We start from the raw sequence: 18,672 nt of genomic DNA, 5'->3' as shown, positions 1-18,672 counted from the left end.
AAATTTACCTTTGAAAAAATATATGAAAAAATTAATTAGCATTATTTCGATATGTGTAACTTCTGTTGTATTTGCCCAAACAGGAATCAATACAGAAACCCCTAAAGCGACCCTTGACGTTACTGCCAAAAAAGATGTCCTAACCATTGATGGATTATTACCTCCCCGATTAACCCGTGCAGAACTTACGGCTAAAGGAAACTCATTATATGGAAAAGAGCAGGATGGTACCCTAATATATATTACGGATGCTTCTGAAGGAGACGCACTTAGCCAAAGAGAACATATACAAAGTAAAGGTCTTTATATTTTCGATGCTGATGAGGCGAATCATGAAGGACGATGGATGTGCTTACTCTGCTATGGTTTGGCTTAATAAATTTAATTCTTGATACAAAACAAGAGACTGCCTTTTAAGACAGTCTCTTGTTATTTATAAATTAGAATATTCAAATTTTCTTACGGCTTCCAGCGTCATATCAATTTCTTTTTCTTTGATCGCATCACTGATAAAGTATGTTTCATAACCACTTGGTGGCAGGTACACTCCATTTTGAAGCATCTGATGGAAGAAATTATTGAACAATGAATGATTTGCTTCCTGTGCCTCATCAAAGTTTGAAACCCTGTTGGTATGGAAGAACACAGACATCATAGATCCTTTTCTGTTGATTTTATGAGCAATTCCTTTTTCATTTAAAATCTTTCCAATTTCAAGATCTAAGGTTTGGGTTGTTTTGCTTAATCTGTTGAAAAATTCAGCATCGTTTTTAATCAATTGAAGCGTTTTTAATCCTGCTCTCATCGCCAACGGATTTCCACTTAATGTTCCAGCCTGATATACACCACCTTTTGGAGCCAGATGATCCATAATTTCGTTTCTTCCGGCAAAAGCTCCCACTGGAAGTCCACCTCCGATTACTTTTCCATACGTTACCAGGTCAGCTTTTACATTGAAAAGCTCCTGTGCTCCACCGAATGCTAATCTGAAACCAGTCATTACCTCATCAAAAATCAATAAAGCTCCGTTTTCATCACAGATCTTTCTTAAGTTTTGTAAGAAATCATTCTCAGGCAATACACATCCCATATTTCCTGCAACCGGCTCTATAATTACAGCAGCAATTTCTCCCGGATTGAGACGGAATAAATCCTGAACCTGTTCAAAATCATTATAACGAGCTAATAAAGTATCTTTTGCGGTACCTTCTGTTACTCCTGGAGAATTTGGATTTCCAAAGGTAGCAGCTCCACTTCCTGCTTTAATTAAGAATGAATCCGAATGTCCGTGATAGCAGCCTTCAAATTTTACGATCTTATCTCTTTTAGTATAGCCTCTTGCCAGTCTTACAGCACTCATACACGCTTCCGTTCCTGAAGAAACCATTCTGATCTGGTCAATATTCGGAACGTTTTCGATGATGAATTTAGCAATTTCAGTTTCCAGTTCTGTAGGGGCACCGAAAGAGAATCCTTTTTCTGCCTGGATTTTCAGTTCTTCCAATACTTCAGGATGCGTGTGACCTAAAATAGCAGGTCCCCATGAATTGATGTAATCGATATACGTATTATCATCAGCATCGGTAAGGTAAGCTCCTTTTGCAGATTTCATGAAAACAGGAACTCCTCCCACTGATTTGAATGCTCTTACCGGAGAATTTACTCCTCCCGGAATGTATTTGTAGGCTTCATCAAATAAAGCCGAACTTCTTTGATACTTCATATATATTTGTCGTTGGTTGACAGTTACGGGTTGGCGGTTAAGTGTCAACAATAAACTCTCAACAAAAAATTTAAATTAGTTTCTTGGTTTTTTATCAATCAGATAAATCAGCTGTCCTGCAGATGGCTGCTGTCCTTCATCCATTCTGTTTTTAGCGTATAATTTATGTAACTTGATTCCGAATTTCTGGGCGATATCATGCATATCCTCTCCAGATACGGCTTTATAAGTGGCTGTATTTCCTGATGAATTTTTAGATTCAAGAAAAACGATATCATTTTTCTTCAATGTTTCATTGTCCAGTTCATTCCATTTCATCAGGCGGCTTTCGCTGACCTTGAATTTATTAGCAATGAATTTAATATCGGTATCTTCAGGAATGATAATATATTTCAGCCCGTCGTTCGGGTGACTTTTGATAAGAATAGAATTCAAAATCTCAGCTTTTGTTTTGATTCTCTCCACTCTTTTCTGTTGCTGTGCGTAAGAAGTCTGCTTATAAGGAACTTCTACGGTCACCGGCTCTTTGGCTTTCTTTGTCGCTTTTGAAGGCTCCAGTTGTGCCATAAAAGTTCTGTCATCTTTCAGATCCGGGTACATTTTAAGAACAGCATACAACACTTCATTAGAACTGGTGTTGTCGTATTCGTATAACTTATACTTTTCAATTTTGGTGATCAGAATGGAAGCATAACGAGGATTGGTTGCATATCCGGCCTTTTTTAAGCCATATGCCCACGCTCTGTAATCCTTCATATCCAGGTTGAAAAGATTAGCGTAATATTTTCTGGTAGATAAAAATATAGAGTGATCTTCGTAAGATTGTCTTGGATCGTCATACACCCGGAAGCACTCGTTAGGAGCATCGTCTGTATGTTTCATTGTTTTACCGGTCCAATCTTCTTTACATTTGATTCCGAAGTGGTTTTTACCTTCCTGTGCCAGCCTGCTTTGCCCGCCTCCTGTTTCAAGAAGTCCTTGCGCAAGAGTAATAGAAGCAGGAATTTTATATTTTTCCATTTCCTCTACTGCATATTTTGCAAATTTTTGGATGTATTGATCTTCGGTTGCCCAACTCTGGGCAGAAAATTTTGATAAAACTAAAAGGCTTATGGATAGAAAAAGTCTTTTCATGTTTTTCAATTTTACTTATATAATTAAATTTCTATTCTGTTTTTCTAAAAGCAGATTAGCTCCCTCAATCCCCTGTAATCCACCAGTATGAAAGCACAAAATCCTGCTATTTTCAGGAAAATAATCTTCTTCAATCAATTCAAAAACCTTCTGCATCATCTTTCCTGTATAAATCGGTTCCAGAGGAATGTTGTATTTCTCTTTGAAATCATTGATAAAACGGATATTCTCATCACTTATTTTACCATAACCTCCAAAACATGAATCTATTAGATTAAAATTCTGTTTCAAAGTTAATTCAAATATTCTATTTTCAAGTGAAGCATCGTTAACGACCTTAAATCCTATAACTTTCTGATTATCTTCACAAAATTTTGAAATTCCGGCAATGGTTCCTCCCGTTCCAACTGCGGTGCAAAGATAGTCAAAATCTTTTGTTTGCTCATTGAGCATCATTTTCACCCCCTCCACGGCCTCTCCATTAGTTCCTCCTTCAGGAACAACCAGAGCATTAGAAAACTCCTGCTGCAGGAATTCTGTCAGCTTTTCTTTATGACGGTATTCTTCACGGGTGACAAATTTCAGGTTCATTCCGTTTCTTTTGGCAAACAGTAAAGTTGGATTATCCCGCCATTTGTCCTGTAATTCTTCTCCTCTGATAATTCCTAATGTTGGAATACCCGCTAGATTACCTACCGCAGAAACAGCAGCAATATGATTGGAAAAAGCTCCTCCAAATGTAATAATATAAGGTTTTTCAGGGTTTCCTTCCAGATAACGATTAACATTATAAAACAACTTCCAATATTTATTTCCAGAAATCTGGGGATGGATAAGATCTTCTCTCTTGATGAAGAGTGTTACATTTTTATGAATCTGGATTTCCTGAATGGGAATAGTTTCTGTTGGGAATTGTAATAGCATTTTAGTTTTTTAGACTGCTCATGGGTTATAGGGTACAAAAATAATAAAAGATTAATTATTAAGTTTCCCACGGATTGCACAGGTTTTCACGGATGATGATGTTGTACTGATGCGTAATATATTTAAATTTTTAGGTTGGGCTAAAGCCCACCCTATTGATGTTTTTTACAAATATTTCCTAAAGTTCCAGAACTTTCTCTTACGCAAATAATTCAGATTGTTTTCATTAGCATAGGCTTCTCTTTCAAATGAGATCCTTCTGTATGCCTGGTAGCCATCTTTTAGTTTGAAAAACCAGTAATAATATTCAATAACATAGAAAATGTAGAAGAATATGATGAGCATTTCCAACTGTTGCCGCAGGTGGATTTTTTCGTGGTTAATAAGTGTATTATTTTCCTTATCTTCGGGTTTCCTAATGAAGATAAAGGGAAAAAGAGCAATGCCGTTAATTTTTAATTTTTTTAATGGCTTTTGGCATACAATTATCATACTAACAAATATAAAAAGTTTTTTGACTTTGCATTTAACTTATGGCCCATTATGACATCAAAGAAGGTGAAGACTTTTATTATAATGAACAGGGATACAAAGTTTTTACAGAAAAATTTCATCTGAAAAGAGGATATTGCTGTAAAAGCGGCTGCAGACACTGTCCTTACGGGTACGATAAAAAGACTGATACATTCATTAAAAATGATAAAAAAAATAAATAAAATGAAAAAATATATTTTTATTTTGTTGGCATCTGCTACATTAGGTTTAACTTCTTGTAGCCCGTTTCAGGTACGTTCAGATTATGCTGAAACCGCCAATTTCAATTCTTACAAAACTTATAAAATAAGAATTGATGATCTAAAATTGAATGATATTGATAAAGACAGAGTTCTGAATGAGCTTTCGAGACAACTTCAAAGCAAAGGACTTCAATCCGGAGAAAATCCTGATCTTATTATCAACGTAAAAGCAAACCATAAAAAAATTACGGATATACAAAGTTCTTCCCCTTACGGAATGTGGGGTTGGGGTGGACCTTTCGGATGGGGTGTTGGAATGAACAGAACATGGACAAGCAATTATAATGAAGGCGCCTTAATCGTTGACCTTATTGATGCAAAATCCAATAAATTGGTTTGGCAAGGTATAGGAAGCGGAATTTCTGTAGATTCTCCAAAATCTAAACAGAGACAGATTCCTGAAATTTTGGCTGAGATTATGAAAAATTATCCGCCACAGAGAAAATAAAAAATTATAGCTATTATTATATAAGCCGGTACTTTTGTGCCGGTTTTTTTATTTTTATGACCGGGATTATTCAAGTATAGGTTTCGAGATTCGAAGGACAAGTTCAGAAATACAGGTTTTAGGTTTATGGATCACAATATTAAATGTCTCCAAGATGAAAGCGATCGAGAAATTTCCTATCATGTATGTTTACTAATTGGAGATCATTTATCATAATCAATCATCATTTATAATTCAATGGTGAAAGCTAAATGCGGTACATTCAAAATTAATAATAATGTAATTTCTTATTCATGAAAATGTAGTAATCTTGTGGGAAATTATATTAATATGAAAAAAATTATCTTATTCTCTGTATTCTCGGGACTTGTCTATGCCCAGGCTCCTACAGGATACTACAACTCGGCCAATGGATTGAGTGGTGCTGCACTTAAAACTGCTTTGAGCAGCATTATTACCAGCGGACACCAGGACAAAGGCTACAATGGATTATGGACTGCCTATAAAACGACCGACATTGATAAAGACTACGAAAATGATGGTTCTATCCTTGATATTTATTCAGAAAAACCTGTAGGTGCTGACCCTTATAAATATACTCCAGGATCAAACCAGTGCGGGACTTATTCTACAGAAGGAAACTGTTATAACAGAGAACATATTATCCCTCAAAGTTTATTTAATCAGGCTTCACCAATGGTGGCTGACATTCATTTTATCAGAGCTACAGATGGCAAAGTAAACGGAATGAGAAGTAATTATCCGTTTGGAAAGGTTGGAAGTGCAACTTTTACCTCTAAGAATGGATCAAAGCTGGGTAATTCTGTTTCTTCAGGATATTCCGGGGTCGTTTTTGAGCCGATTGATGAGTTTAAAGGGGATGTTGCCCGTATGATCTTTTATTTTGTAACGCGTTATCAGAGTAAGCTTTCTTCTTTTTCTTCAGGAAATATGCTGGGAAGTTCTACATTTCCCGGACTTCAGACCTGGGAATTGAATGTTCTTTTAGCATGGCATAATCAAGATCCGGTATCTCAAGCCGAAATTAAAAGGAATAATGCATCATATACTTATCAGGGTAACAGAAATCCTTTCATTGATAACCCAAGCTATGTAAATCTTATCTGGGGATCTCAACAACCAACCAGTGATACTCAAGCTCCTACAACTGCTACAGGTTTAGCCATTTCTTCCAAAACATCCAACAGTATTTCTCTTACATGGAATGCTGCTTCGGATAATGTGGGAGTTTCTGCTTACAATGTTTATATGAACGGAAGTCTTCAAACTACAATAAGTTCAACTTCTACAACGATTTCAGGATTAAATCCTTCAACTACTTACAATTTCTATGTTGTCGCCAAAGATGCTGCTGGCAATTCATCGTCAAACAGTTCTACCGTTTCAGGAACAACGAATACAGGAACGTCAACTCCTAATCCATCTACAGACTGTGCCAATGAAAATTTCGAATCCATTCCTGCTGCAAGCTCTACTTATTCCACCAAAACATGGAGCAATGGCGGTATTTCCTGGACTGCTACAGACTCCAGAACAGACCAAACGATCAATAATAAGGCTATTACTGTAAGAAATGGATCATTAACATCCGGAAGTTCGGCAAATGGAATTGGCTCTTTAACAGTAACTACACAGTTGAAATTTTCAGGAAGCAACGGGGTTCTTGATGTAAAAGTAAACGGAACAACAGTGGGTACGGTTCCTTATAGTATGGCTGCTACTACAACAACTATTAATAATATTAATGTTTCCGGGAATGTAACGGTAAGCCTGGTAAATAACTCAGCCAGCAACAGAGTGGCTGTTGATGATCTGAAATGGACATGTTATTCAAACTCTGCTGCCAGGCAAGCTAAAAGTGTTACCCAAGCGACCACGCAAAACTTTAAAATTACTCCTAACCCGATCACCAATCAGGAGATCATTGTAAAAGGTGAAATTAAAGATATTAAAAGAGCTGAAATCTATACGCTTCAGGGGAAAGTTATTCAGACGATTGACAGACCTTTCAGGAATGGAAATGTAATCAGAACCGGAAGTCTTAATCAGGGAGTTTATATTTTGAAACTGGATGGAACTACACTGCAGTTTTTAGTAAAATAATCCAAATATATTTATAATAAAAAGACTGTCTTTGATTAAGACAGTCTTTTATTTTTAAGAGATAAATATTTAGCTGCTTGGCCAAAGTCCTGCATATTCAGAATTACCATAAGTAATGGTTTCAGCGCTTATTACAAAGCTAATCAGCATATTGTTACTGTCTATTGCATCAAAGTCTACTTCATGTTGAATAACATATCCGTTTTCCCATTTCAAGGTAATTAATGTACCTTCTTCGTGAGATTTATTGAAGTTGATTTCTCCTGATGTAGGTTTATATTTGCTATTAAGTAAACTTTCCAGAACATCAGATTTCTCTGTTGCTTCGATGGTTACTTTTATCAGTGCATTTGACGGATCTGATGCTACACGTCCTGAAACGTCAGTAGCTCTTGAAACGCTGTAATTAAGTTTTAATAACTTCTGACCTTCACCTCCATTGAATTTTAAGATTCCTCTTGAATTTCCTGCCATATTCTTAAATTTAAATCATTAATGATAGCCCTGTTTAAAGGATTTTCTATAACAAAGATAGACTTCAAGTTCTAATATCAAAAGTTTTGAGGGAACAGTTTTAAAAATTGTAGTAATTCTACGACTTCATACTTTATAAAATTATAGAATTTTCAAAAAAGAACTTTGATTTACATTTTTCTCTTCCCTATAATAAGAAATGTTTGTAAACATAGGAAACAATCATAATGACAAGATTGATGACAATCAGGATCATAAGAACAGGGGAATATTTTCTATTCTTATCTATAAAACTTAATCCCAAAATGAAAAAAAACAGCAATACCGAGTATACAGCAGGATACATTTTAAATGCCTCTGAAAATTTCCCTTCAAAGACCAAAACAATGGCACGCTGAGCGCCACAACCCAAACATTCTACCCCCAGAAATTTTTTACTTGGGCAGGTCAGCATAAAGTCTTCTATATTCATTTCTTTTCTTTAGGATGATGGTATTCCTATCTTGTTATGATGAGATCTTCGCTCTGGTATATTGATGTGGGAAAAAGCATTCTTCTTTCATTTCAAAGCTTCCCTGAACTGCAATGTAGGGATTTCTTAATATTTCCCTTGCTACAAAGATCAGATCTGCTTCTCCATGCTGAAGAATTGTCTCAGCTTGCTCCAATTCTGTAATTAAGCCTACAGCTCCTGTTTTTACCCCAGCTTCGCTTTTGATCTGGGAAGACAAAGGAACCTGATACCCGTTGAAAACTGAAATTTTTGCTCCGTGGATATTCCCGCCACTTGATACATCCACAAGGTCAACGGAATGCTCTTTTAAGACTTTTGCCAACGCTACGCTATCCTGAATATCCCAGCCATTTTCTGCATATTCTGTTCCGGAGATCCTTACAAAAAGTGCCGTATTTTCATTCAGTTCTTCATTCACTGCATTTACAATTTCCATGAGAAAACGGATTCTGTTCTCAAAGCTTCCGCCGTATTCATCTGTCCGGATATTGGATAACGGTGACAAAAACTGATGGATAAGATAGCCATGCGCTCCATGAATTTCAATAACATCAAAACCTGCTTTTACTGCTCTTCGGGCTGCTTTTTTAAAATTCTGAACCTGTTCTTTTATCTCATCGGTGCTCAACGCATGTGGAATTCTTTCTGAAGGATGATAAGGAATGGAGCTTGGTGCAATGGTTTCCCAACCTTCTTCAATAGGAATCTGCAAATTATTCCATGTGGAACCTTTTCTACCGGCATGGGCCAGTTGAATTCCTATTTTACTGTCTGAATTTTCATGAACAAATTCTACTATTCGCTGTAACTTTTCTGCTTGTTCATCATTCCAAATTCCCATGCAGTGATTGGTAATTCTTCCTCTCGGTTCTACTCCTGTAGCTTCCACTACAAGCAAGCCGGTTCCTCCCTGTGCTCTGCTCCCGTAATGCACCAGATGAAAGTCGTTGGCCATTCCGTTTTCGCATGAATACATACACATGGGAGACATTACCCAGCGGTTTTTCAGTTCTATATTTCTGAATTGTATTGAAGTATATAACATTTTATAGTCTTAAAAAATTGAACTTTTCATTGGAAGAATAAAATATTGCCCACCTCATTAAAAAGAACTAATTTTACCCCCCTTTTTTAGTCTACAATATATGAAAAAAGACATACAGATCAGTTACGAATATTTTAAAAATAGCAGCGAACTGAGCGATATAGAAAAACAATTATTCGAAAGAGCCAAAGAGGCTCGCGCAAACGCTTATGCACCTTATTCTCAGTTTTTTGTAGGATGTGCTGTGCTGTTGGAAAACGGAGAAATATATTCCGGAAACAATCAGGAAAATGCTGCTTTCCCTTCAGGGCTTTGCGCTGAGAGAACTACTCTTTTTTGGGTAGCCGCCAACTTTCCCAATGTGAAGGTAAAAAAGATCTTCGTTGTGGGTGGTCCTAAAGAATTTCACGAAAAAAACCCACCAATTCCACCTTGTGGGGCCTGTCGTCAAAGTTTAATAGAATATGAAACCAAGCAAAACGAAAACATTGACCTTTATTTTTCAAGTATGAATGAAGAGGTTGTGAAAGTTCATGCAGTGAAGGATTTATTGCCTTTCTATTTTGATTCTACCTTTTTATAAGGTGAACCTGTAGATTTGTAATGTATGATTTTAAAGTAAATATTTGGCTTTGCTGTGATATTTAAAATAATACGGACTTACATGTTATGGTGAGTTATATTGAATTTAAAACCAACAGTCGTTCTGTTGGTTTTTATTTTTAATACCTAAAATTTTATCTACATTAAAATTTAATACAACCATGTTTGTACTCCTATAGCCGTGAATGATATGTAGCCTGAAACCTATGTACCTATGTCGTTTAATTTTTTTAACTACATAAGTACATAGATATTATTCCTCAAAATATACGTTTCCTGAAAATCTTTATTTTTTTTGCACCTTAAAAGGAGTACTTTATTGAAACTCTTTGCGCCTTGGCATTTTTCAACAAACAGTATCAAAGAGAAACTTGTGAAATCCCCTTTATCTGCGTAAAAATATTCTCCATATAACTTAAAACTCTCGCTGATTTTGCTGATTGAGCCAATCTTTAAACAATAAAAAAGGTTGTTCTATTTCTAAAACAACCCTATTACTTTTTACATTACCTACTAGTCTTCTGTTTCCTCTTCGTCTTCGTCATCTTCATATTGCTCCAGATAGTAGCTGAAAGTGAAATCCTCAACTTCTTCCTCTGCATCTTCTAATGTTGTCAGCAGGTCTTCAAAAATTTCAAGCTGATCTACCGTCATATTCACGAATTCAATGTGAAGTGGCATTTCAAGGTCTCCGGTAATGGTATCGAAAAGCGCATCAAGGTTATCCCCGAAATGTTCAGGAAGCTGAACTTTTTCTTTTAATTGAGCATAGAAATCCTCATAATCGCCTATTTCTGTAAAATCTATATATACTGTCTTCATATTGAACTAAATTTCCAATTTTTACTGATTAAAAAAGTTTTGCATTTCTTACAAAAATCCGTTTCCTCATTAGTAGGATTTTTACCTTCTGCATCTCTCATAAAGCACATTTTTTCCGGGCAATGTGGTAGCCCCTGAGTATGACCAAGCTCATGAATAGCGATCTTATAAAACTGCTCGTCTGAGTTTTTCTTGTTTAATCTAAAATCTGATGCTATACAAGCTTTTCCCGGTCTATAACCTAAACCCATCACCCCAAAGTCTTTTATTTTACCTTTGGTCACACTAATATCTTTTGAAGTGAGTCCAATGGTAACAAAGCCTTCCCTGGTCTTAGTGTTTAAAAACTTAATCGTTGAATCCGCTCTATAGCGGTTTCTTTCCTTATAATAAGCATTTCCAGGAAAATCTATAGCTTCAAGAACTTTAACATTAGGATATACTTTTTTAATCCCTTCAGCTACTGTTTTCACTTTTTCAGATTGTATACCTCTGAATGGCTGAATGAGTATGGTTATTGCAGGTTTTTGTTTCTGTACTTTACCATTCCTTTGTTTTTCCGAGCATGAAAACATCAGAAATAAAAACAGTAAATAAGCAAAACTATTATTTTTCAAAATTACTACTTATCCTGGTTTAAATACAAATTATCCTTTTTTACTTTAGATCTTGTCATCGCTTCGTTCCTCAAAGTGATAATTACTGTCTTTCAAAACTCTTATAATGGTTTTTGGTAAGGTAAACATCTCCATTTTTGGTATAAATAATCCGGTCTGCATTTCTTCCACCACAATGGTAATTAACATCGGCTTCAAAATATTGATTTCCATCAGGTAATCTCCCTTCCCTGTTCCCAAATTTATCTCCGCCAATAGCTTTTCCTGGAATTGCTTCACAAAGATTTCCTCTTGAAGGATTCCAGCCCTGTTTTCTGGCTTCATTTTTTGTGATGTAGTAATCCGGAAGTCTATGGTTTTGTTTTACATAACTGATCACCGTTTTTTCTTCAGTCAGCTTTTCAATAGAAACCTGTATTGATGAATTCCCGGTATTATACTGATCTTCTGTGGAAGTACTTCCATAGCTTACAGCCTCAGTTTTAGCTGAGGATGAATGATCTTTACTCTTAATAAAATTATTATAGATATACATCACCGACATTCCGAAAAGAAGGCCCAAGCATATAAAAAATACCGCTCTTATTTTACTATTCATAGTAACAATATAATATTAATGTAATAATGTATCAGTCTAGCAATATACCAATGATTGGTACATTGCTAAATAGTACATTTTATTTATGATTCTCTCCAATCTTCAGGAATATCACAAACCGGAATAGGATCCATCTTATGTTTTGCTGCTTTATGCATTCTGTCAAAGATTTGGAATACCTCTTTATCTCTGCCTTCATAATCTTCAGCTGTTTTGCTTCCGTATTCTTTCTGAATTTTTTCCAGTTCCGGATACGTTGCTCCAATTTGCTGCTCATCTGTACGGTCTACATCCCAAAGTCCGTCCGTAGGAATTGCTTCCTGAATGCTTTTAATCAGATTCAACCCTTTTGCTAAAGCATACACTTCTGTTTTATAAAGGTCTCCAATTGGAGAAACGTCTACTCCACCGTCTCCATACTTCGTATAAAATCCAATTCCGAAATCCTCCACTTTATTTCCGGTTCCACACACTAAAAGTCCGTTAATCTGGCCGTAATAATACAGTGTAAGCATCCTTAAACGCGATCTTGTGTTGGCAAATGCCAGTTTCTCATTCGGATACAGATCATCTTTTACGTCAAAAGTCTTATAAAGCTCTTCAAAAGCAGGTGTTAAATCTACAGACATGATTTCCACATTGGGAAATCTGGATTTCAGGTCATTCATGTGATCCTGTGCTCTGTCTACCTGGTCAGCTTTCTGACGGATTGGCATTTCGATCAATAATGTTTTTAGTCCGGTCATTGCGGCCAGGGTAGAAACCACTCCGGAATCTACTCCTCCGGAAACTCCAATTACATATCCATTTACTCTGGCTTTTGTGGCATAATCTTTTAACCAGCCAACAATATGATCTATCACTTTCTGTGTCTGCATCGTTTATATTTTTTTAGTCTATTCCAAATTCTTTGGGATATTTTACCCTCCCTTTTATATTTTTTAATCCATCTTTTACCAATTCAATGGCCATTCCATTTTCTTCCGGAATTTCAAACGGAAATGAGATCCCAAAATTACTTGTTTTTTTGTAACCAAACTTTGGATAATATTCTTCATGTCCAATTAAAATCACCGATTGGTATCCTAGTTTTTGAGCTATAAGATGTCCTTCACGAATTAATTGTCTGCCAATTCCCTGATTTTGAAACCCAGGTTTTACAGAAACAGGGGGCCAAAGCTAATGATTCAAAAATTTCTGAATCATTTTCAATGATAAGCTTTGTAAATAAAATATGCCCGGCAACACGCCCATTCTCATCTTCTGCAACCAAAGACAGTTCAGGAATAAATGCTTCAGACTTTCTCAATTTTTCTACAAGAAAATGTTCCTGATGATCGCTATGTTCCATATCCCTGAAAGCATCTTCTATAAGCTTAAAAACTTCTTCATAATCTTTTACTTCTTCTTGTCTTATTGTTATCATTATCTATTAAAAATATTGTTCACGTTTCAATTCATACCAAAAGCATTTAACTCCTGAGTCTTCAAATTCCTCTGTATTCTTGAAGCCCAGCTTTTTTAAGATATAATTTGAGCCTGTATTTCCAGAATCTGCGTAGGCATAAATAACGTCTGCTTCTAACTCGTTAAAACCATACTCCAGAGATGCTCGTGCAGCTTCTATGGCATAACCTTTGCCCCAGAATTCAGGAATAAAACGATAGCCCAAATCCAATGTATTCACATGTCCGTTGATAGGTTGTTTCAATAATTTCAAGCCGCTCCATCCAATCATCAAACCACTTTCTTTTTCAATTACGGCAAGTCTGCCAACTCCATTTTCTTCATATTGTTTCTGAATCATTTTGATTGCTTCTTTTGATTCATCAACATTTATCACTGGTTTTCCGAGATATTTCATCACCTCAGGATCAGAATCCATAAGGAACATCCGATCAAAGTCAGCCTCTTCAAGTTTTCTTAAAATAAGTCTTTGGGTTTCTATTTTCATAGTATGAATTTTAGTCAGTCGTTCCAAAAATGGTAACCTCTGTTTTTAATCCTTTCTTGATGTCTTCCTCTTTCATTTTATTTCCACCTACGTTTAAAGTCTGCAAAGCAGGATTTCCGGAAATATCAATTTTAGAAATCTTGTTATGTTCCACATTCAGTCTTCTTAAATTTTTAAGCTGGGACAAATCAATTGTTTTTAGCTGATTTAAAGATAATGTTAATTGGTCAATTTTTGGTGTTGCCTTCAGGGAAATAGTTTCCAAAAGGTTATTATCCATATATAAAGACGTAATATTTCCCAGGTTTTCAGCTTTAAATGATTTCACTTTACATCCTGTACATGAAAAAAGATTCAGTTTATCCATATCCTTCAGAACGATCGTAGAAATAGCATTTTCATCCAGCATAATCATTTTTACATTTTTAAAGAAATGCAGATCATCTGTAGAAGTAATCCCTTTTTGGACCAGAAACAGGTTATTAACGGCTTCTGCTTCAAAGTTACTTATCATTCCATCTTTATTCAGATCAAAATTTTCAATGACTGCCTTTTCCAGATTTTTATCTTTAAACTCAAGCTTCTGTCCCTGTAAAAAAGCAAATCCGAAAATACCGATGAATGCTGTAAATATTTTAAATTTCATCATGAAATCTCCATTTAATCCTTATTTTTGTAAACTTAATGTAAAAATAATGAAGATTTTCAGATACATTGCCTTTTCTTCTATTTTAGTTGTGGGATTGAATTCCTGTAAAAAAGAACCTGAAAACCAATGGAAAATAGAGGTAAAAGATACCACCGAAAAAATTGAAATGACGGATATTTCCAAAGTGTTTTATAATCCTAATGTTGCATTAGACCAGTTTAAAGCTCAGTTTCCGTGGTTTCAGGGAACTGTTTCTGATGCTGACTTCTCTAAAAGAAGAGCCGATGCAGAAGAAATTAAGATCTATAAGGAAGCCATTGGAAAAATAGACCAAGCGAAATTACAGAAAGAGCTTCAGGATTTATTTTCACACATCAAACATTATTTCCCAAGGTTTAAAAGTCCAAAAGTATATCTGTTTTCATCGGCCTTACAAATGGTTCAGGATCCTATCTTTTATGATGAAAAAGGAAATCTTCTATTCATAGATATTACTGGTTTTATGGGTGATGGTAATGCTCATTACAAAGGACTGGAGGTTTACTTTCAGAAATCGATGAACCCACAGAATATTGTTCCTAAGGTTTCTCAGCTTTTTGCTGAAAATATTGTAACAGAATCTCCGGATCATCAAAAATTCATAGATCAGGTCATTCTTAATGGAAAAGTGATGATTCTACAGGATGCTTTTCTTCCTGATTTTCCTGATTATCTGAAAATGAATTATACAAAGAAACAATATGAATGGGCTACATACAATGAAGCCAATATCTGGAATTATTTTGTAGAAAGTAACCTGTTATTTGGAGATGATCCAAGGTTGGGAGAGCGCTTTATTGCTCCGGGACCATTCTCAAAGTTCTATACTGAAATAGACAACGAATCCTCCCCACAAATCGGGATTTTTACAGGATGGCAGATCTGTAAAGCTTATCTTAAAGAGAAACCTGAAACAAAACTGACAGACTTCCTGAAAATGGATGCTACACAAATTTTTAACGAATCCGGTTATAAGCCTCGTGTAACAAAGTAACCGTTATTTCATACCTATATAAGACTTTTTGTAACTACAGAAAGTCTTTTTTTTATTTTTCACCTTTCATCAACACAGTATATATGGAAAATTTAATTAGTATTCGAAATCTAAATTATGGATTTACTCCCCATCAGCTGATTCTGAAAAACATTGATCTTTCGGTCCCCAAAGGAAGTATTTTTGGATTCCTGGGAGCCAATGGTGCCGGAAAATCTACAACGATGAAAATGCTGATCGGCAGTATTCCTGACGACAACCATACCATCCGGATTTTTGACAAGGATTTATCTGATCTCTATCCGGAAGGATTCCAAAAAATTGGGAGCCTGATAGATACAGCTGCATTTTATGACCATCTTTCCGGATGGGATAACCTCATTATCATTTCCAGGCTTCGAGACTTACCTGAATCAGAATGTGAAAGGGTTTTGAATCTCGTAGGCCTTTGGGAAAGCAGAAAAATGAAAATGAAAAAGTATTCTCTGGGAATGAAACAAAGACTTTCTATTGCCATGACTTTACTTGGAAAACCGGATTTGCTGATTCTGGATGAACCTGTAAACGGTCTTGATCCGAATGGAATGCTGGAGATACGGGAACTCTTGATGAAACTCAACAAAGAGGAAGGGGTTACTATTTTCATTTCCAGTCATCTGCTTCAGGAAATAGAAAAAATGATTACCCATCTTGCCATTATTTCCCATGGTGAAATACGCTTTACAGGAAGCATACAGGATCTTAATGAACTCTACCGATACAATCATATCAGAATAGGAATCAACAATGCCTCCCAGTTTATCCATGAAATTCCGGAGCAATATTCTCCTAAAATCATCAATGAGAATACTGTAGAAATCACTGCAGAATCTAAAGAACATATTGTTACCCTTATCAAAAAACTGGTTTTGAATCATGCAGAGATCTTTGAGATCAGAAATAATGCAGGTCTTGAAGACTGGTTTATGGAAATAACAAAAAACTAAAACACAAATGAAAAAATTAATGACAGCCATCGGCACAGAATGGCTAAAAACAAAAGGATTAGGACTCACTTATATTGCTCTTATCTTAGGAGCATTGATCCCACTGCTGGGTTTTGTTCCTGAATTTTTCAAAAAGAACATCATAATAGATGAAATGCTGAACTATTCTGTATTTGAAAAAGCCATAGGTGGTGAAGCTATTAAATATTTCACATTTTTCGTATTACTTTTATTTGTGATTATCGCTTCCAACAGGATTGCCCAGACTGATCATAAAAACAATGGGTGGCAACTGATGGAAACGCAGCCTTTAAGCAGGCTTCAGTTGTATTTTTCAAAGTACATTATTCTGATATTCCTTTGTACTCTATGTATTGCTTCTTATTTTGGATTTAATATTATTTTAGCTTTAATAGATTATTATGTACATCCTGATCCAGCGAAACTGCTTACTTTCGATGCAGCCTGGATGATAAAAACCTTTATCAGGATCTGGGTGACTATTTTAGGAATTGCAGCGCTTCAGCTTTGTGTTTCTGTAGCATTTCAAGGCTTTATCTGGTCATTTCTTATCGGTTCATTGGGAGTAGCGTCTAATATTACTTCTCTTGTACAGAAACAGTCTTTTTTCTTCAATCCTTATAGTTCTCTATACACTTTTTGGAATGCTCCGGAAATAAAAGGGCTGAACAGTTTCATTTCCCACTCTGAGTACATGAGTCTTTTCTGGATGATTATTTTTCTTAGTCTGGGCTATTTTTGGTACAGTAAAAAAGGATTTAAAAATGCTTTTCTTAAAAACAGAAAACAGATTTTTATTTCTGCCGTGGCGTTAATCATTGGTTCAGGATTGCTTTACATTTTCCAGAAACCAAAGCCTTATCAGAGTGATGGAACCGGAGTTTCTATTAAAGGAAAACTGGAAACTGATATTAAAATAGACTCTGTGAGAATTTATTCTAAAGATTTTCACAAAAAAATAGGAGCTGCAGCTGTCAAAAACAATATATTCAGTTGGACGGCAGCCCATCCTATTCCATTGGATGAATATATCCTTGAAATCGGGAATAAAAAAATAAACTTCATTATGTCAAGTGGTGATTGGTTTAATTTTGATATCCAGTTAAATAATACAAAACGGATCTCTTTTTTACGGTCTAACAGAAAAGCAGATCAGGTATACAGCAACAATGAAAGTTCTTTTGGATATGAGTTTGAATCTGCATTGGAAAAACAGAATTACATCAATGACCCTGCAAAATTCTATGACTTAGCCGAATCTGACTGGAAAGAAAACAAAAGAATTCTTAATGTATTTGCTGATCCCGAAAACAACGCACTTTCTGAAGACTACAAAAGATACAGAAGAGAACTTATGTCTATTGAATATCTAAACGAGATCAATAATTATAGAAAAATGACTTCATTGACTGATTCAAAATTTGCTCCTCCTGCATCTTTCATTAAGGAGTTAAATGAAAACATTCAAAAACCAAGCCCTCTGTTAAGCAAAAATGATAATTACCTTCAATATAAACTGGATCAGTTATTATCTGATAAAGATCAGATCTCCAACCCTGACAGTATCCTTTTTGTGAAAATCAACCAGATGCCTAAAGGAATTTCAAAAGACCAGCTACTATCCAAACATTTAGCTAAGACTATAGAATTACAAACGGATAGCCTTACAAGAAATAGGGTTTTTGATGCTGAAATCAACAAGGTAAGCAATACAGATTACAAGCAAGAGCTTTATGCAAAACTTGACCGGATCAACAGGTCTCAGAAGGGAGCTGTATTTCCCGACCTTACTCTTCTTACTGATAAAGGTATCACTCAAAAACTTTCTAAATATAAAGGTAAATATGTGGTCATTGATTTCTGGGCAACCTGGTGCGGACCATGTAAACAGATCAAACCTGTGTTTGAAACGAGAAGCCATCAATACAGATATTATGATAATATTCAGTTTATTTCTATCAGCCTCGATGAAAATCAATCGAAATGGACCAATTATTTAAAAACAAAAACATCCAATCTTCCGCAGTTTTGGCTGCTAAATGCAGAGCAATTTATGAATAAATACAAAATACAGTCTATTCCCAGGTTTATTATCATAGATCCGGAAGGTAAAATTTTTAACTTTAATTCTCCATTTCCTGATGAAGATAATTTCGTAGAAATTTTGGATAAGCTTAAGAAGTATTAACTTTGTCAAAAATTTTAG

General features: G+C 35.4%; 23 protein-coding genes. 8 read left to right on the top strand and 15 right to left on the bottom strand.

The window, feature by feature from the left end; all coding sequences use genetic code 11:
• The first annotated feature begins 22 nt into the window (after positions 1-22).
• Positions 23-376: a hypothetical protein gene (locus EG344_RS17110; protein ID WP_123910600.1), complete on the top strand. Its 354-nt coding sequence runs from the start codon at positions 23-25 to the stop codon at positions 374-376.
• Positions 377-433: 57 nt separating this feature from the next.
• On the opposite strand, the gene hemL is transcribed toward EG344_RS17110, so the two are convergent.
• From hemL to EG344_RS24295, 4 genes are all read right to left on the bottom strand, one after another.
• Positions 434-1,723, bottom strand: coding sequence for a glutamate-1-semialdehyde 2,1-aminomutase (gene hemL, locus EG344_RS17105; protein ID WP_123857234.1), 1,290 nt, complete (start codon positions 1,721-1,723; stop codon positions 434-436).
• Between the two features lie 75 nt (positions 1,724-1,798).
• Positions 1,799-2,857: a glucosaminidase domain-containing protein gene (locus tag EG344_RS17100; RefSeq protein ID WP_123910599.1), complete on the bottom strand. Its 1,059-nt coding sequence runs from the start codon at positions 2,855-2,857 to the stop codon at positions 1,799-1,801.
• Between the two features lie 15 nt (positions 2,858-2,872).
• Positions 2,873-3,781, bottom strand: coding sequence for a 1-aminocyclopropane-1-carboxylate deaminase/D-cysteine desulfhydrase (locus tag EG344_RS17095; RefSeq protein ID WP_123910598.1), 909 nt, complete (start codon positions 3,779-3,781; stop codon positions 2,873-2,875).
• Positions 3,782-3,946: 165 nt separating this feature from the next.
• Entirely contained in the window at positions 3,947-4,273 is a 327-nt protein-coding gene (locus tag EG344_RS24295; protein WP_123910597.1) for a hypothetical protein, read from the bottom strand.
• Positions 4,274-4,314: 41 nt separating this feature from the next.
• Here EG344_RS24295 and EG344_RS17085 point away from each other — a divergent pair, with 41 nt between their 5' ends.
• From EG344_RS17085 to EG344_RS17075, 3 genes are all read left to right on the top strand, one after another.
• The gene (locus EG344_RS17085) at positions 4,315-4,497 is read left to right on the top strand and encodes a DUF5522 domain-containing protein (RefSeq protein WP_007842321.1); all 183 of its coding nucleotides are present in this window, start codon (positions 4,315-4,317) and stop codon (positions 4,495-4,497) included.
• 1 nt (position 4,498) lies between these two features.
• Positions 4,499-5,026 carry a DUF4136 domain-containing protein gene (locus tag EG344_RS17080; protein ID WP_123857238.1) on the top strand — a complete coding sequence of 176 codons (528 nt, stop codon included), beginning with the start codon at positions 4,499-4,501 and terminating at the stop codon, positions 5,024-5,026.
• A gap of 330 nt (positions 5,027-5,356) precedes the next feature.
• A complete protein-coding gene (locus EG344_RS17075) occupies positions 5,357-7,150 on the top strand; it encodes an endonuclease (RefSeq protein WP_123910596.1) in 1,794 nt (597 codons plus the stop codon).
• Positions 7,151-7,219: 69 nt separating this feature from the next.
• Here EG344_RS17075 and tssD read toward each other — a convergent pair whose 3' ends face one another.
• From tssD to namA, 3 genes are all read right to left on the bottom strand, one after another.
• Positions 7,220-7,624 carry a type VI secretion system tube protein TssD gene (gene tssD, locus EG344_RS17070; RefSeq protein ID WP_123910595.1) on the bottom strand — a complete coding sequence of 135 codons (405 nt, stop codon included), beginning with the start codon at positions 7,622-7,624 and terminating at the stop codon, positions 7,220-7,222.
• A 187-nt stretch (positions 7,625-7,811) separates the two neighbouring features.
• Entirely contained in the window at positions 7,812-8,096 is a 285-nt protein-coding gene (locus EG344_RS17065) for a DUF2752 domain-containing protein (RefSeq protein ID WP_123910594.1), read from the bottom strand.
• A gap of 34 nt (positions 8,097-8,130) precedes the next feature.
• The gene (gene namA, locus EG344_RS17060; RefSeq protein WP_123910593.1) at positions 8,131-9,183 is read right to left on the bottom strand and encodes an NADPH dehydrogenase NamA; all 1,053 of its coding nucleotides are present in this window, start codon (positions 9,181-9,183) and stop codon (positions 8,131-8,133) included.
• 100 nt (positions 9,184-9,283) lie between these two features.
• On the opposite strand from namA, the gene EG344_RS17055 reads away from it, so the two are divergent.
• Positions 9,284-9,766, top strand: coding sequence for a cytidine deaminase (locus EG344_RS17055; protein ID WP_123857242.1), 483 nt, complete (start codon positions 9,284-9,286; stop codon positions 9,764-9,766).
• A gap of 533 nt (positions 9,767-10,299) precedes the next feature.
• Here EG344_RS17055 and EG344_RS17050 read toward each other — a convergent pair.
• From EG344_RS17050 to EG344_RS17020, 8 genes are all read right to left on the bottom strand, one after another.
• Positions 10,300-10,608 carry a barstar family protein gene (locus EG344_RS17050; protein WP_123857243.1) on the bottom strand — a complete coding sequence of 103 codons (309 nt, stop codon included), beginning with the start codon at positions 10,606-10,608 and terminating at the stop codon, positions 10,300-10,302.
• Positions 10,605-11,225 (bottom strand): Zn-dependent protease, encoded by a 621-nt coding sequence (locus EG344_RS17045; protein ID WP_123910592.1) that lies wholly within the window; start codon positions 11,223-11,225, stop codon positions 10,605-10,607. The genes EG344_RS17050 and EG344_RS17045 overlap by 4 nt, the downstream gene beginning before the upstream one ends.
• An 82-nt stretch (positions 11,226-11,307) precedes the next feature.
• Positions 11,308-11,823: a ribonuclease domain-containing protein gene (locus EG344_RS17040; RefSeq protein ID WP_228412754.1), complete on the bottom strand. Its 516-nt coding sequence runs from the start codon at positions 11,821-11,823 to the stop codon at positions 11,308-11,310.
• Positions 11,824-11,906: 83 nt separating this feature from the next.
• On the bottom strand, positions 11,907-12,701 hold the full coding sequence (gene nadE / locus EG344_RS17035; protein ID WP_123910591.1) for an NAD(+) synthase: 795 nt from the start codon (positions 12,699-12,701) through the stop codon (positions 11,907-11,909).
• A gap of 13 nt (positions 12,702-12,714) precedes the next feature.
• A complete protein-coding gene (locus EG344_RS24445) occupies positions 12,715-12,897 on the bottom strand; it encodes a hypothetical protein (protein WP_317126477.1) in 183 nt (60 codons plus the stop codon).
• Between the two features lie 37 nt (positions 12,898-12,934).
• Positions 12,935-13,249 carry an N-acetyltransferase gene (locus tag EG344_RS24440; RefSeq protein WP_317126476.1) on the bottom strand — a complete coding sequence of 105 codons (315 nt, stop codon included), beginning with the start codon at positions 13,247-13,249 and terminating at the stop codon, positions 12,935-12,937.
• A gap of 6 nt (positions 13,250-13,255) precedes the next feature.
• Positions 13,256-13,777 carry a GNAT family N-acetyltransferase gene (locus EG344_RS17025; RefSeq protein WP_123910590.1) on the bottom strand — a complete coding sequence of 174 codons (522 nt, stop codon included), beginning with the start codon at positions 13,775-13,777 and terminating at the stop codon, positions 13,256-13,258.
• Positions 13,778-13,787: 10 nt separating this feature from the next.
• Positions 13,788-14,426 carry a leucine-rich repeat domain-containing protein gene (locus EG344_RS17020; RefSeq protein ID WP_123910589.1) on the bottom strand — a complete coding sequence of 213 codons (639 nt, stop codon included), beginning with the start codon at positions 14,424-14,426 and terminating at the stop codon, positions 13,788-13,790.
• A gap of 46 nt (positions 14,427-14,472) precedes the next feature.
• Here EG344_RS17020 and EG344_RS17015 point away from each other — a divergent pair, with 46 nt between their 5' ends.
• The 3 genes from EG344_RS17015 to EG344_RS17005 all read left to right on the top strand — a co-directional run bounded on the left by EG344_RS17015 (position 14,473) and on the right by EG344_RS17005 (position 18,654).
• On the top strand, positions 14,473-15,459 hold the full coding sequence (locus tag EG344_RS17015; protein WP_185145568.1) for a gliding motility protein GldB: 987 nt from the start codon (positions 14,473-14,475) through the stop codon (positions 15,457-15,459).
• 83 nt (positions 15,460-15,542) lie between these two features.
• Positions 15,543-16,445 (top strand): ABC transporter ATP-binding protein, encoded by a 903-nt coding sequence (locus tag EG344_RS17010; protein ID WP_123910587.1) that lies wholly within the window; start codon positions 15,543-15,545, stop codon positions 16,443-16,445.
• 7 nt (positions 16,446-16,452) lie between these two features.
• On the top strand, positions 16,453-18,654 hold the full coding sequence (locus tag EG344_RS17005; RefSeq protein WP_123910586.1) for a thioredoxin-like domain-containing protein: 2,202 nt from the start codon (positions 16,453-16,455) through the stop codon (positions 18,652-18,654).
• Positions 18,655-18,672: the final 18 nt, after the last annotated feature.

This window comes from Chryseobacterium sp. G0162, assembly GCF_003815715.1.
Taxonomy (GTDB): domain Bacteria; phylum Bacteroidota; class Bacteroidia; order Flavobacteriales; family Weeksellaceae; genus Chryseobacterium.
The sequence above is the reverse complement of the archived record's forward strand: the minus strand, read 5'-3'. Positions and strand labels throughout refer to the sequence as shown.

Excerpts from the sequence above, each read along its gene's own strand:
- EG344_RS17040 (WP_228412754.1), bottom strand. The coding sequence starts at position 11,823 with ATGAATAGTAAAATAAGAGCGGTATTTTTTATATGCTTGGGCCTTCTT.
- EG344_RS17025 (WP_123910590.1), bottom strand. The coding sequence starts at position 13,777 with ATGAAAATAGAAACCCAAAGACTTATTTTAAGAAAACTTGAAGAGGCT.
- EG344_RS17080 (WP_123857238.1), top strand. The coding sequence starts at position 4,499 with ATGAAAAAATATATTTTTATTTTGTTGGCATCTGCTACATTAGGTTTA.
- EG344_RS17100 (WP_123910599.1), bottom strand. The coding sequence starts at position 2,857 with ATGAAAAGACTTTTTCTATCCATAAGCCTTTTAGTTTTATCAAAATTT.
- EG344_RS17005 (WP_123910586.1), top strand. The coding sequence starts at position 16,453 with ATGAAAAAATTAATGACAGCCATCGGCACAGAATGGCTAAAAACAAAA.
- EG344_RS17055 (WP_123857242.1), top strand. The coding sequence starts at position 9,284 with ATGAAAAAAGACATACAGATCAGTTACGAATATTTTAAAAATAGCAGC.
- tssD (WP_123910595.1), bottom strand. The coding sequence starts at position 7,624 with ATGGCAGGAAATTCAAGAGGAATCTTAAAATTCAATGGAGGTGAAGGT.
- EG344_RS17075 (WP_123910596.1), top strand. The coding sequence starts at position 5,357 with ATGAAAAAAATTATCTTATTCTCTGTATTCTCGGGACTTGTCTATGCC.
- EG344_RS17020 (WP_123910589.1), bottom strand. The coding sequence starts at position 14,426 with ATGATGAAATTTAAAATATTTACAGCATTCATCGGTATTTTCGGATTT.
- EG344_RS17085 (WP_007842321.1), top strand. The coding sequence starts at position 4,315 with ATGGCCCATTATGACATCAAAGAAGGTGAAGACTTTTATTATAATGAA.
- namA (WP_123910593.1), bottom strand. The coding sequence starts at position 9,183 with ATGTTATATACTTCAATACAATTCAGAAATATAGAACTGAAAAACCGC.
- EG344_RS17015 (WP_185145568.1), top strand. The coding sequence starts at position 14,473 with ATGAAGATTTTCAGATACATTGCCTTTTCTTCTATTTTAGTTGTGGGA.
- EG344_RS24295 (WP_123910597.1), bottom strand. The coding sequence starts at position 4,273 with ATGATAATTGTATGCCAAAAGCCATTAAAAAAATTAAAAATTAACGGC.
- EG344_RS17110 (WP_123910600.1), top strand. The coding sequence starts at position 23 with ATGAAAAAATTAATTAGCATTATTTCGATATGTGTAACTTCTGTTGTA.
- EG344_RS17065 (WP_123910594.1), bottom strand. The coding sequence starts at position 8,096 with ATGAATATAGAAGACTTTATGCTGACCTGCCCAAGTAAAAAATTTCTG.
- EG344_RS17050 (WP_123857243.1), bottom strand. The coding sequence starts at position 10,608 with ATGAAGACAGTATATATAGATTTTACAGAAATAGGCGATTATGAGGAT.
- hemL (WP_123857234.1), bottom strand. The coding sequence starts at position 1,723 with ATGAAGTATCAAAGAAGTTCGGCTTTATTTGATGAAGCCTACAAATAC.
- EG344_RS17010 (WP_123910587.1), top strand. The coding sequence starts at position 15,543 with ATGGAAAATTTAATTAGTATTCGAAATCTAAATTATGGATTTACTCCC.
- nadE (WP_123910591.1), bottom strand. The coding sequence starts at position 12,701 with ATGCAGACACAGAAAGTGATAGATCATATTGTTGGCTGGTTAAAAGAT.
- EG344_RS24440 (WP_317126476.1), bottom strand. The coding sequence starts at position 13,249 with ATGATAACAATAAGACAAGAAGAAGTAAAAGATTATGAAGAAGTTTTT.
- EG344_RS17095 (WP_123910598.1), bottom strand. The coding sequence starts at position 3,781 with ATGCTATTACAATTCCCAACAGAAACTATTCCCATTCAGGAAATCCAG.